11 protein-coding genes are annotated in these 12,899 nt (G+C 65.4%); 4 read left to right on the top strand and 7 right to left on the bottom strand.

Features of this window, described 5'->3' with window-relative positions; translation table 11 throughout:
- Positions 1 to 318: 318 nt before the first annotated feature.
- The 3 genes from ACCQ01_RS19450 to ACCQ01_RS19460 form a co-directional block, all read right to left on the bottom strand.
- Positions 319 to 1,320, bottom strand: coding sequence for an arabinogalactan endo-1,4-beta-galactosidase (locus ACCQ01_RS19450; RefSeq protein WP_103702798.1), 1,002 nt, complete (start codon positions 1,318 to 1,320; stop codon positions 319 to 321).
- Between the two features lie 385 nt (positions 1,321 to 1,705).
- On the bottom strand, positions 1,706 to 3,022 hold the full coding sequence (locus ACCQ01_RS19455; protein WP_228433937.1) for an XVIPCD domain-containing protein: 1,317 nt from the start codon (positions 3,020 to 3,022) through the stop codon (positions 1,706 to 1,708).
- Entirely contained in the window at positions 3,019 to 3,678 is a 660-nt protein-coding gene (locus tag ACCQ01_RS19460; protein WP_228433980.1) for a hypothetical protein, read from the bottom strand. The genes ACCQ01_RS19455 and ACCQ01_RS19460 overlap by 4 nt, the downstream gene beginning before the upstream one ends.
- Before the next feature lie 126 nt (positions 3,679 to 3,804).
- Here ACCQ01_RS19460 and ACCQ01_RS19465 point away from each other — a divergent pair, with 126 nt between their 5' ends.
- The 4 genes from ACCQ01_RS19465 to ACCQ01_RS19480 all read left to right on the top strand — a co-directional run bounded on the left by ACCQ01_RS19465 (position 3,805) and on the right by ACCQ01_RS19480 (position 7,430).
- Positions 3,805 to 5,865: a SpoIIE family protein phosphatase gene (locus tag ACCQ01_RS19465; RefSeq protein WP_372358823.1), complete on the top strand. Its 2,061-nt coding sequence runs from the start codon at positions 3,805 to 3,807 to the stop codon at positions 5,863 to 5,865.
- On the top strand, positions 5,866 to 6,297 hold the full coding sequence (locus tag ACCQ01_RS19470) for an ATP-binding protein (protein WP_228433939.1): 432 nt from the start codon (positions 5,866 to 5,868) through the stop codon (positions 6,295 to 6,297).
- Entirely contained in the window at positions 6,294 to 6,713 is a 420-nt protein-coding gene (locus ACCQ01_RS19475) for an STAS domain-containing protein (RefSeq protein ID WP_014509125.1), read from the top strand. Before ACCQ01_RS19470 ends, ACCQ01_RS19475 begins: the two co-directional genes overlap by 4 nt.
- Positions 6,714 to 6,806: 93 nt before the next feature.
- Positions 6,807 to 7,430 (top strand): HAD family hydrolase, encoded by a 624-nt coding sequence (locus ACCQ01_RS19480; protein ID WP_228433940.1) that lies wholly within the window; start codon positions 6,807 to 6,809, stop codon positions 7,428 to 7,430.
- Between the two features lie 1,098 nt (positions 7,431 to 8,528).
- Here ACCQ01_RS19480 and ACCQ01_RS19485 read toward each other — a convergent pair.
- From ACCQ01_RS19485 to mdcB, 4 genes are all read right to left on the bottom strand, one after another.
- On the bottom strand, positions 8,529 to 9,248 hold the full coding sequence (locus tag ACCQ01_RS19485) for a GntR family transcriptional regulator (RefSeq protein WP_011038701.1): 720 nt from the start codon (positions 9,246 to 9,248) through the stop codon (positions 8,529 to 8,531).
- 79 nt (positions 9,249 to 9,327) lie between these two features.
- The gene (locus ACCQ01_RS19490) at positions 9,328 to 10,683 is read right to left on the bottom strand and encodes an SLC13 family permease (protein ID WP_115575947.1); all 1,356 of its coding nucleotides are present in this window, start codon (positions 10,681 to 10,683) and stop codon (positions 9,328 to 9,330) included.
- Positions 10,684 to 10,772: 89 nt separating this feature from the next.
- A complete protein-coding gene (gene mdcH / locus ACCQ01_RS19495) occupies positions 10,773 to 11,693 on the bottom strand; it encodes a malonate decarboxylase subunit epsilon (RefSeq protein WP_228433942.1) in 921 nt (306 codons plus the stop codon).
- A 163-nt stretch (positions 11,694 to 11,856) separates the two neighbouring features.
- Complete coding sequence (mdcB, locus tag ACCQ01_RS19500) at positions 11,857 to 12,696, bottom strand: triphosphoribosyl-dephospho-CoA synthase MdcB (protein WP_228433944.1); 840 nt, start codon at positions 12,694 to 12,696, stop codon at positions 11,857 to 11,859.
- Positions 12,697 to 12,899 lie beyond the last annotated feature (203 nt).

Genomic DNA, 12,899 nt, shown 5'->3' on the forward strand with positions numbered 1-12,899 from the left:
TGGCGGATGCCACGCATGCGGCCGCTACTGGTGTACGACCAAAGGATAAGGGCCGCTGGCGGCGGAGTCGCCGCATGCCCCCCCCTTCTCCCATCGGGAGAAGGTGCCCCGCAGGGGCGGATGAGGGTACGGGCGAAGCCTCGTGCAGTTGTAATTACACGAGGGCTTCGCCCGTACCCTCACCCCAACCCCCCGCTGCGCGCCCCGGCCCGCGCTTGCGGCGCGGGCGCTCCAAGGCACGCGCGCCAGTGGCGCGCAAGCCGTGCCTTCTTGCCCCGAGGGGAGAGGGGCGGCGAATGGGCAAGCAAACGACGCCGATCAGAACGCCTGCAGCGCTTCGGTGAGCCGGCCATTGTTGTCGACGGCGCCCATCGTGTAGCCCTGCCAGCCTGGGTAGGCGTTGGGTTCCCAGTAGAAGATGCCGAGCATGCGTGAGCCGATGGCGTTGCTGCGGGTGATCAGGTTGCCGAGCATGGCGCGGGTGGTGGCGGCCTGCTGCCAGTCCATGCCGACTTCGGCCACGATCACGTCGCTGCCGTAGCGGGAGATCATGTCGCGCAGGTTGGTGTCCAGCCTGCTGTTGTAGTCCTGCCAGCTGCCGACCGGCGGATAATGCGACATACCGATGACGTCCCACTTGCCGCCGGCCGAGCGCAGGTTGTCGAAGAACCAGCGGAAGTTGGCGTTGTCGTAGCCGTTGGCCAGATGCACGATGACCTTGGCGTTGGGATACACCGCCTTGGTGGCGTTGTAGCCGCTGTTGATGAACTGCCCGAGGTTGGCGAAGTTGGGCGTCTTGCCCTGGTCCCACAGCATGCCGCTGTTGATCTCGTTGCCCACCTGCACCCAGGTGACGGTGATGCCGTTGTCCTTGAGATATTTGAGGATGCCCTGGGTGTGGTTGTAGACGTCGGTATTGAGCTGAGCCACGGAATGACTGGCCCAGGCGGCCGGTTTGGTCTGCTTGCCCGGGTCGGCCCAACTGTCGCTGTAGTGGAAGTCGATCATGATGCGCATGCCCTGCGCGGCGGCGCGCTTGGCCTTGTCGAGGGTGTCGCGGCCATCGTTCCAGCCGCCTTGCGGGTTCACCCACACGCGCAGGCGGATGGCGTTGCCGCCCACGTCCTTGAACAGCTTGATGAAGTCGGTGGTCTTGCCCGATGCATCCTGAAACACCTGCGGCGGGTTGGCGGCGGCCTGCTGATTGATCCAGCTGACATCGGCGCCCTTGGCCAGCCCTTGCGCGCCCGCACCGGCACTGACGATGCACAGCACCAGGATCAGCAGCAGACGGGTGTGACGCGTAGAAAACATCCTCATGAAACGCTCCCTTGATCGATGGATGACGCGCCAGGTGGCGCAGTACCGGATCCCCCCGATGTGCACTGCGTCGCGCGCACGTACTGCTGTTTCCAGCTGGCCAACGTGCTACGACGAACCGCTGGCGATTCAAGCATGGCGATCCAGCGCGGTCGAGGTCGCTATAGGCGAACTGTGATTGCGGAATATCTCAGCGCGAGAAAACACCGCACTGGCGCACCTGAGCATTGGTTGCGGGCGGTTCTGTTGTGCGTGTGCAGCACAAACCCGGTGCATCCGTGCGCAAACAGACAACGAAAACGCCGGCAAGCCGGCGTTGTGTCGAAGTGCTGGAGGTGGCGCGATACGAGGTAGCGCGCGCCACCCCAATGCAATCGCGGCGCACTCAGCCTATGGCGCGCGCGCCCTGCTGCTGTTGCTGGGTCTGCGTTTGCTGCTGTTCCAGCGCCACGGCCTGACGCGCGGAGTTTTCTGCCACGCGCTGGCTGCTCTGCTCCAGCGGGGTGTTCATTGCGGTCATGGTGTCGACGCTGACGCGCAGCTGCGCCGGATCATCGGCACGGCCCTGCACGGCAAACGTGCGCGCCGCATCCGGGCTCATGGCCACCGAATCGATACGCTGGCCGCCAGCGGCGTGCATCTCCGAGGCGAGCACGCCCGAGAGCTGCGCGCTTTGGTGATCCGGCGCACGGCCGGCACGCAGGTCCTGCGCATGCACGCCGCGCTGGGCGTCCTGAAACAGCGGGTTGCCAGCGTGGCCGGGCTGATCGATGCGCAACGAGGTGTGGTCGTTGCTGTGATCGCGCTTGGCGGGCTCGCCCGGGGCTAGCGGGCCGCGGACTGCGTTGATCAAGTCCGTTTGAAGCCCACCAGGTCCACGCCCAAGCAACGTGATGCCTGCACGAATCTCATCTAAATCAGAGCGGTACTCGTTGATCATTCTCTTGTTTTGATCGGCGAGCTGACGCGCTTGCGGATCATTGAGCGGAGAACGCTCATCCAGGAAATTCTTGATCGTGTGCGAACCCAACGAATTGACAGCAGAGGCGACGGGTGAGTCAGGGATCAGGAAATTCACCCTGCTATTGCTATAGCCCATTGCACTCAGCATCGCGACCTCATTCGGCCGGGCATAAATACGCACTTCGCCGTAGTGCGGAGATGCTGCACTGACAGGATCAGCCGCCATGACATGGTTGATCATGCTCGTACCGCCTTCCGGGATCCGGTAGGCCAGGCTCGCTGCTCCGTAAGCGTTGAAGGTCTCACCTTTGAGATCGAAATGATGCGCGCTAATTTGCGCTAACGCCCCACCCAATGAATGCCCCGTCACGGTCACCTCGGGAGCGTGGCCGGTCCGTTGTTCCTGCTTGGCTGCATAACCAAGCGCGCTTTTTGTCAGTGCTATCGCATCTTCAGCCTGCGGGTTGGTGCGCTGAAAAACCATAGAACCATCGGCTTGCACCGCATCGCGATAGATCTCCTCGGTCCCTCTGTGCGCGACAACAATATCTCCGCCACCCACGCGCTGATAAATGGTGCCCTGGTATCCCGTCTTCGGATTATTGACGTGCTCCAGAATTTCATAACTCTCGCCGCCAACATCCACCCGCTCACGGTCACCGGGGCTTCGCTTGCCCACCTTGTGGTCCACGTATCCCTCGTTGGAGAGAATGGCGTATTGCTGCGAGGTCGGCTTCACGGTGAAACCTCCTTCGCCATCAGGGTCACGGAGAACAGCTCGTCACGCAGCTCCGGCTTGAAATCAGAGGCGGAAGGCAAGCCGTTGTCGGCGTAATCCTCGATATCTTCCCTGGGATAGCCGCCCTTCCAGAAGTACAAGGTGACCGGCTTGCCGGCGATGACGTCCTTGGTCTCAATAAACGGAAGAAAGGCTGTTTCTTCCTGCTTGCCACTTGCCTTTAAAGAGACGCGCGCACCGGTCATCTCCCAATGGCACTCCCCTCGCCCGTAGTAATCCTCATCCTGCATGAGGTCGAGGTAGAGAACCCCGCGGTATTGCTGGTCGGAGACTTTCTTGAGCGAGATCGATTCGCTGCTGGTAATGCGCTGGCCAACACCCGTCTGCGGATGAATCTGACCGCACTCGCGATCGTTACTCACATCGTATTGCGCATACCCATTCACGGCCGCAAATACACCCGGCGCCTTGTCTAATGTGAGCGTTAATTCATACGCACGGCGCGGGTCGGGATTCAACTTGGCAAGGCCGCGGCCACCCGCTTCGACGTCAGCTTCTGCGGCGGCCTCGGTGGCGGGGGATTGGGTCTGGGTCATGCTGGTCTCCGGGGCGCTACAGGCCGAAAGCAAAAGGGCCAGCAGGCTCGGGGTGAGAATCTGGCGCAAGGCCGGCCTCCATGGCGGTAGGGGGGCCAATCTAGTCCGCTTGAGCCCGCGAGGTCAATTTACGGCAGCTAAGCCCGCACCCGACGTGCGGCCATTGTGGGCGGCCGCAAAGCTGCGATGATCCTGGGCATCTGCCAGGGAGCGCATGCCATCACCACCGGCCCCATTCCACCTGTTGAGCGGGTTGCGGTCATCACCCCGCGCGTGCGCTGGCAACGCAGCCTGCGCATGCGTGTGCTGCTGGCAGCCACCGGCGTGCTGGTGGTGTTGCTGGCGGTGCTGGGCACGCTGTTTTATCTGGGCGCCCGCGCAGAGCTGGTGGACGCCGCACGCAACGAGGTGGACGGGCTGACCGAGCAGACCGCGCGCAGCCTGGCGGCGATGCTGGATTCGGTGCAGGTGAGCGGGCGCACGCTGGCGGCGAGCAGCAGTGCGGTGGGGCTGCAGCCGTTCAATCTGCGGGCGTTGTTGCTGGCCACGCTCAGCGGCGACCCGGATACCGGTGCGGCGCGCCTGATCATTGCGCCCGGCACGCAGAAGGCCAACGACACCGGATTTGTCTGGTACGTGCGCCGCGATGGCACGCGCATGGTCGAGCATTCGGCGCAGGAGCTGGGCTACGACTACCGGCGCATGCCGTGGTACCTGCGCACCCAGCGCGAGGGGCGTGCGTGGTGGTCCGAGCCGTCCGTCAACAGCGCCGGTGGCGGCGAGTTGTACACCAGCTACAACCTGCCGTTGCGCCGGCCCGGCGATGCGCCCGATGCCGCGCCAGTGGGCATGGTGAGTGTGGATCTGCCGCTGCGGCATCTGCGCGAGATCATCGACCAGCTACCGCGCGATATCGGCATCCAGCCGATGCTGTTGTCGCCGGAAGGCATGCTGGTATTCAGCCCGGACCCGGCGCTCAACCTGCGCCGCACGCTGGCCTCGTACGTGGCCCGTTCGCGGCCGGATCTGGCGCCGTTGCTCAAGGCGGTGGCCGCCGGCCAGCCGATTTCGTTTTCGCACACCGCGCCCGATGGCGAGCGCTTCCTCACCCATAGCGCAGCGGTGGGGCATAGCGGGTGGACGTTTGTGCTCTCGGCCTCCGAAGGCTATGTGTTGTCCGGCCTGAACTGGCTGGCAGCCTGGGTGGCCCTGGCGGCCTTGGTGGGTGCGTTGGTGTGGTGGTGGCTGATGCAGCGCATCACCCGCAAGTTGACGCGGCCGATCGAGGAACTGACCGATACCGCCGAGCATTTCCGTCGTGGCGAGTTCGAGTACCCGCTGCGGCATATCGAACGCGACGACGAAGTGGGCGTGATGGCGCGTGCGTTCGATAGCGCGCGCGGCGCGATCCGCGACCATATCGCCGAGATTGGCGAGATGACCGCCGCACGCGAACGCATGCAGAGCGAGCTGCAGATTGCGCGCGAAATCCAGCAGGCGATGCTGCCTTCCGGGCGCACCTTCGACCGTGCCAGTTCGCACCTGGAAACCTGCGCATGGCTGGAGCCAGCCAAGATGGTGGGCGGGGACTTCTACCACTTCGTGGAGACCGAACCGGGGCTGCTGTGGTTCGTGGTGGGCGATGTCTCCGACAAGGGCGTGCCGGCGGCCTTGTTCATGGCGCGCGCGGTGAGCGTGCTGGAGATTGCCGCGCGCCGCCACACGCGCCCGGACGGGATCTTGATCGCCGCCTCCACACGGCTGGCCGAGAACAACGAGACCTGCATGTTCGCCACCGTGCTGTGCGGGTTGATCAACGTGGTGAGCGGCGACTACTGGCTGGCCAGTGCCGGGCACGAGCCGCCGCTGTTGATCGACCTGGACGGCCAGGCGCGGCCGCTGCCATTGGAAACCGGCGCGCCACTGGGCATCGAGGTGCAGGACCATTACCCGGTGCTGCAGGGGCGCATGACGGCCGGGCAGACCTTGCTGGGCTACACCGACGGCGTGATCGAGGCGATGGACGAACACGGCGCCAGTTACGGGCTGCCGCGGCTGCTGGCGGCCATGCACCCGCGGCGCAGCGCGGCGGCGCAATGCAAGGCGCTGATCGCGGACATTGCCCGCTTCACCGGCCAGGCCGACCAATACGACGACATCACCCTGCTGGCGATCCGGCTGCGCCAGGAGCATGCTGGCACGGTCGACACCGCTGGCCGGGAGGATCCCGGGGAGGCCGGGACCTAAATGAAGCTCGATCTGGCCATCGCCCCGTCGCTGGCGCAGCTGGCCGGCGCCAACGACGTGCTGGAAGACTCGCTGGCCCGTGAAGGCCTGCACGCCGAGCGCCTCGGCCAGGTGCGGCTGATTGTGGAGGAGCTCGGTTGCAACGCGCTTACCCATGGCCAGTGCGCCGAGCAGCCGCTGCAGCTGTATCTGCAGCTGGACGCGCAGGCACTGGTGCTGGAACTGCGCGACCCCGGCAGCGCATTCGACCCCTCCCAGGCCGGCACGCCGGAATTGGAGGCCGACCTGGAGGCCCGCCCCATCGGCGGTCTGGGCCTGTATCTGGTGCATCAGTTCGCCGATCACATCCACTACCACCGCGATGGTGCATACAACGTGGTGCGCATCACCCTGTTACAGCCGTACGCCCCCGTCCCCGAGGCATTGCCATGACCACGCTCGCCATTCAGATCGACCCGCCGCAAGACACCCGCCAACGCGTCATCCTCAGCGGGCGCCTGGACACCCACACCTTCCACGACCTGGACGAAGCGCTGTCGCCGCTGCTGGCCACGCCCATCACCACCCTGGTGCTGGACCTGGCCGACCTGGAGTACATCTCCAGCGCCGGCATCCGCAGCATCTTCAAGGCACGCAAGGCCCTGGCCACGCGGCATGGCAAGGTGCTGGTGGCGCACCCGCAGCCGCAGATCCGCAAGGTCTTCGACATGGTCAAGGCCGTGCCATTGAGCGATGTGTTCGCCTCCACCGAAGAACTGGACGCGTACTTGTCCACCATGCAGCGCAAGGTGATCGAAGAACACGCAAACGGCGATGCGCCGATCGTGTCGCACTTCGCCAACGCCTGACGCCATCGCCTGCGCGCGCACGTGGGGACGTGTGTGCGTGCGGCGAACGTGTGCCGGCGCGTACGCTAGGGCGCCCCATATCCCTGCGTCGCAATGCCCGCACTGATCATTTTCGATTTCGACGGCACGTTGGCCGATTCGTTCGGGTTCTTCCTGAGCACCCAGCGCACCCTCGCCGCCCGCCACGGCTTCCGCGCCGCCGAAGCGCATGAAGTGGATGCCGCACGCCGGCTGACCACCCGCGAATTACTCAAACACTCAGGCCTACGCAGTTGGCGTGTGCCGCTGGTGGCCGCCGACTTCATCCGCCTGATGCGCGCCGCACCACCGCCCGCACTATTCCCGGGCGTGGACGCGGCACTGCGCGCCCTCCAAGCCAGCGGCACACGGCTGGCCCTGGTGTCGTCCAACTCGGTGGAAAACGTGCAACGCGCCCTCGGCGCGGAGCTGAGCGCCCTGTTCGCCGTGTTCGAAGGCGGCGCCCACCTGCTAGGCAAACACCGCGCCCTGCGCCGCGTGCTACGCGCCACCGGCCACACCCCCGCACAAGCCATCTACGTCGGCGACCAAGTCGCCGACTGGGAAGCCGCACAGGTCCTCGGCCTCCCATTTGCTGCGGTTGCCTGGGGTTACGCCCATCCGGACGTCTTCATGCAACTGCCAAACACACACCTGATTGAAGAGGTTGAGGGATTGCTTGCGTTGCCTGGGCGTTAGCGCTTCAACTGTCGCCTGGCCTGTCCTTTGGATCGTTGTTCGAGGAAAGCCAAACGTGCTGGACGCATCTGCCCAACATGCACTGATTGAACAGGTTGAGGGATTGCTTGCTTGCCCGAGCGTTAGCGCTGCAGCCGCAGCCTCGTCTATTTGTTAGGCACCTTGCCGGAGCAGAGCCGGAAGTGCTGGACGCATCTACCCAACATGCACTGATTGAACAAGTTGAACGATTGCTTGCGATGCCCGAGCGTTAGCACTGCAGCCGCCTCGTCTTTTCCTTTTGCGCCTTCCCGGATGAGAGCCGGACGTACTGACGCGACTGCCCAACACGCACCTGATTGAACATCTGAGCGGATTTACTCGAATTGCTTGGGCCTATTGCAGCACCGCGCTCTCATGACCTTCGGGAACCTTCCCGAGAGGAGCCGGGCGTACAACGCACCTCTCCACATACACCTGACGACCACTGAGCTGGCTGCTAGCTTTGGCCAAGCGTAGTGCAGCACCCGTACCCTCATCCGCCCTTCGGGCACCTTCTCCCGAAGGGAGAAGGGAGTGGTTTACGTGTTCGTGCGGATCGCCTCTAGCCCACATCCACTCTGCCTCTGCCTCTGCCCATATTTTGAGCGTTAGCCTTTGCTCTGTCGTTGGCCTTTGTCGTCGGCCTTTGCTCTGCCGTTGGCCTTGCCCTGCCGTTTGCTTTTGCTCCCTCCAAGTCGCCTTAAAGCAAGCCGAGCACCGCAGTCACGCGTGGCCGAAGAGGCGCCCTTGTCTGAGCGTAGCGAGTTTGGGCGCCGTGCCGCGCGTGGCGAGGAGCGCAGGGCACCGGTGCGGCTTCACCGCACCGGATTGCGTCGGCGACAGCGGTTTTGGTTCCTTTTGCCAAGACAAAAGGAACTCGCGCCGCAGGCGCGAAAGCCCTGCACTTGCCGTGCTATGCACGTTGTCGTGCTCCGCACTTCGCAATTGCACCGCACCGCACCGCACTCAGAACACCCCGAAATACCGCCCAAGATTCGCTACAGCGAAACAGCCACATGCCGCTGCACCCTCACCCACCCAGCGAACAACGCCTCAAAACAGCAGAACGAAAACCCCCTAAACCCCACCCGACCGCGGCAACGGCGCAGGCACATTCAACATCCCCCCCGCCGCCACATACGCCGCCAACGCCTGCCCCTGACTCAACAGATGCGTGTGCATGGTCCGCTCGGCACCTTCCGCATCGCCGCGCCGCACGCACTCCATCAACTCCCGATGCTCGGCCAACGACTGCGCCATGCGCCCGGGCGTGAGCAACTGCCTGCCGCGGTGCATCTTGAGGATGCGGTGCAGATCGTGGGTGACGCGGATCAACCACGGATTGCCCGCGTAGTGCTGCACGGTTTCGTGGATCAGATAATTGTTGCGGTAGTACTCGGCAAGGTCGCCAGCAGCAGAGGCCGCTTCCATCGCCGCATGCAGTTCCTCCAGCCGCTGCACACCGGCCGCATCGATGCGCTTGACCGCGTCGTGGGCGCAGCGGCCTTCCAGCATCGCCATCACCGGGAATAGCTGATTGAGGTCTTCCAGCGACAAGCGCGTGACGCGGCTGCCACGGCCGGCGTCCAGCTGCACCAGGCCTTCGGCCGCCAGCAGCTTGAGGCTCTCGCGCAGCGGGGTGCGGCTGATGCCCAGTTCCTCGGCCAGGGCGGGTTCGTCGATCCATTCGCCCGGTGGCAGCACGTAGTCGTAGATCTTCTGGCGCAGGCGCTCGGCCACTTCCTCGTAGAGCGGTACGCGCTTCTTGGTCGTGCGCGAATCGGGGGCGAGGGTCATGGCGGGAACATCGTCGTGGCAAGGAAGAGGGCGCCCATTCTACGGGCGCGCCCCCCTGCCCTGCCGGCGGCGTGCCGGCTCACAGCCAACCCGGCACCACGAACAGCAGCCACGCCGCCAACGGGCCGAGCACCACTACCAGGCCGCTATAGACCAGGAAACGGCGGAACAGCGCGTCGCGCTCTTCCTTGGCGGCCGAGGCCACCACCAGCGCGCCGTTGGTGGAAAACGGGCTGACATCGACGATGGTGGACGACACCGCCAGTGCGCAGATCACCCCGGCCGCACCCAGATGCCCTTGCATCAGGAAAGGTACCGCCAGCGGAATGGTGGCACCGAGCACCGCCGCCGACGACGCGAACGCCGACACGATGCCGCCCACATAGCAGACCAGCAACGCGCCCAGCAGCGGCATGCCGATGTGCGAGACGCCGGTGCCGATGTAATCCACCGCACCGGCCTTTTCCAGCACCGCCACATAGGTCACCACGCCGCTGATCAACAACACCGTGGACCAGCTGATGCCATCCACCGCGCCCTTTTGCGCGCTGGGCGAAATCAGTGCCAGTGCCACCGCAACGGTGATCGACACCAGGCCGACGTTGAGGTTGTAGACCAGCGCAGCCACGCCCAGCCCGAGCAGGCCGACCAGGGTGATCACGCGGTCGCGGGTGATGGCCACCGCTTCCAGCGCAAGCGGGTTGGTCGACAAGGTGCCGCCGCCGGCCGCCACCAACGCGCCGTGGCCTTCGATGGCGAACGGCCGCTTGGAGGCCTGGTCGTCGGCTACCGGCACGTACTGCGCATCGGCCAGCGACAGCTCGTTGCGGCGCATCAACTGCAGACCACCAAAGGCGCAGAAGCAGATGATCGCCATCATCAGGTTGAAGCCCAGGCTGGTGAGGAATACGGCCATCTCGGTGACATCGAGCCCGGCCTTTTCCACCACCTTGTTGGTGATGCCGCCATACACGCTGATGGGCGAAAACCCGCCGCCCTGCGCGCCGTGGATCACCAGCAAGCCCATCATCAAGGGATTGATGCGGTACTGCTTGGCAAAGCGCAGTGCCACCGGGCCGATGATGGCCACCGCCGCCGGCCCCAACGCACCAAACGCGGTGAGCAGGCCCGTGATGAGGAACATCACCCACGGGATGGCCACGATGCGCCCACGCACTGCGCGGACCGCCCAGTGCACCAGCAGATCGATGGTGCCGTTTTTCTGCGCGATGGCGAACAGATAGGTGATGCCGACCAGGGTGAGGAACAGATCGCCCGGGAAGCCTGCCAGGACCTCCTTGCCATCCAGCCCCACCCACACGCCACCGATGATGAAAGCCAGCGCGAAGGCCACCGCACCCATGTTGATGGGCAATGCGGTGGCCACGATGAACATGATCACCAAGCCAAGAATCGTTGCAATTTGCGGGGTCATGCGCCCTCCCAGACACCTGATACGCGTACAGCACGGATGGCCGCCCGCCACCCCAGGGTTACTACCTGTGCACCACGGTCAACCGCACCTCACCCCACACGCTCGCAGGCGGCGCTCACCCACTCGGCGGCACCGTCCAGGCTGTGGAAATCTTCCACCGAGCGCGCTTCGCACGCAGGCAGCAGCTCACGCGCCATGCGTGCCAGCGCGCTGCCCGGGCCAAGTTCGAGAAACACCCGCGCGCCACGTTCGGCGGCCTGCACCAGCACGTCATGCCAGCGCACGGTGCGCGCGATCTGCGCAGACAGGCTGCTCACCACCGCCTGTGGCGTGGTGACGGCACGCGCATCGATCCCGGCCAGCACGCGCTGCATCGGCGCACGCACGGCGCTGTCCTGCAGCACCGCGGCGAATGCATGGGCGGCCGGCTGCAGCCAGTGCGTATGCGCGGGCACGCTGACCGGCAAGTGGGTGACGCGGGCCCCGCGCGCGGACGCGTCGTTGCCCAGTGCGGCCAGCGCACTGCGCGGCCCGCCGAGTACGGCATGGTCGTCGCCGTTGATGATCGCCACGGCCACGCCATGGCTCTGGCAGAGTGCGTCCAAGGCGGGGATCGACAGGCCGACCACGGCCATCAGGCCGGCGTCTGCCGGGCTGGCAGCATCCATCACCCGTGCGCGGGTGGCCGCGAGGTGCAGGCAGGTAGGGATATCGATGCTGCCGGCCACCGCGTGCGCGGCAAGCTCGCCCACGCTGTAGCCGAGTACCAGCGTCGGGGTGGGCAACTGCGCACGCAACGCCTGCCAGTGCGCCAACGTGCCTGCGCAGACCAGCGGTTGCGCGATGGCGTTGTCGAAGCGATGTGGATCGGCAGCGAGTGCGATGGGATCAGTGCCAAGCACGCTGGCAGCGGTGGCGATCACCTCGGACGCCGCAGGCAGCTGCGCGATGCGCGCGAACATGCCGGCGTGTTGGCCGCCCTGCCCCGGGCACAGGATGGCGAAGCTCACGCGCAGCCTCGCGATGCGTGCGCCTGACGCGTGCCGCGCGTGTCGTTGTGGCGGCGTACGCGTTGGCCATTGCCGCGCAGGTGGTGCTGTTTGCCCTGCAGACCTGCCGCGCATGCAGCAGGCGCGCAAGAAAGCTGTGCTGCCAGCAGTGCGGCGCGCATGCTTACAGCGCCTCCTGCGCATGCAGAAACCACGCACAGGCCAGCAGGTCGGCGCTGCCGCCCGGGCTGAGCCGGCGCGCGACGAATCCATCACCGATGTGCGCCAGCTGTGCACGCCAGCCCCCCTGTGCAATGCCGCCGGCCGCCAGGAACGCGCGCGCCTGCTGTTGCGCATGCGCCAAGCCGGCCTGGCCGCCACGATGCAGCAGATTGAGATCGTCCACCTCGGCAATGAGCTGCATCAACGTCTGCGCCAAGGCCGCCTCACGCGATGCGCCACCAGCCAGCGCGGCACGCAGCGACGGCAAGGCCACATTGCGTAGCAGCGGGTAACCGGCTGCGGCCTGCTCGCGCACGCCAGCCACGCGGTACTGCGCACGCATGCGTTGGCCGTGACTTTGGGAATCCAGCGGTGCAGCCTGCAGCGCGACGCTCCACGCCTGCACCGCGCAACACACCTGCTCGCCGCTGGGGCTACGCCCATGCAACGCACGCAGGCGCGCTGCCTGTGCAGTGAGCAGGCCGAGGCTGAAGATCGCGCCACGGTGGGTGTTGATACCGCCGGTGGCACGCGCCATCGCGGCTTCGGCAGCAATGCCGAGCTGGCGCAGATGCTCGAATGGCGCCTGCGCAAATCCGGCCTGCGCGATGGCGACAAAATAGCCACGCAACGCAAACAGGCTGCGCAGGAAGGTGGACGCATCCATATCGCTATGACTGCCTGCATCGAACGGCGTGACCAGACCCGGCTTGGGCGCGCAGGCCAGCTCGGCGTGCAGCGCGCATACCGCAAGGCGGCCCAAGCGGTGGGCCAGGGGCGATGCAGTTGCTGCAGAGGTCACGCCCGCGGGGGTGTGCGTCTCCGTGTCAGTGATAGCGCTTGCGTGTGGAACGTGGCGCGGTCTTTCTCCTGTAGACACTGGAACTTGCCGAGGCGCCGCATCGGCATGGAGTGCCTGCATAACGCGATTCGGCAGCGTGCTGCTGCTTGAAGTGTCAGGCTCTGATGCTAGGCCGGTAGTGACCGAGGACATACGAGCGCATT

Origin of the sequence: Xanthomonas sp. NCPPB 4037 (genome assembly GCF_041475695.2) — a bacterium.
GTDB classification, from domain to species: Bacteria; Pseudomonadota; Gammaproteobacteria; order Xanthomonadales; family Xanthomonadaceae; genus Xanthomonas; species Xanthomonas campestris.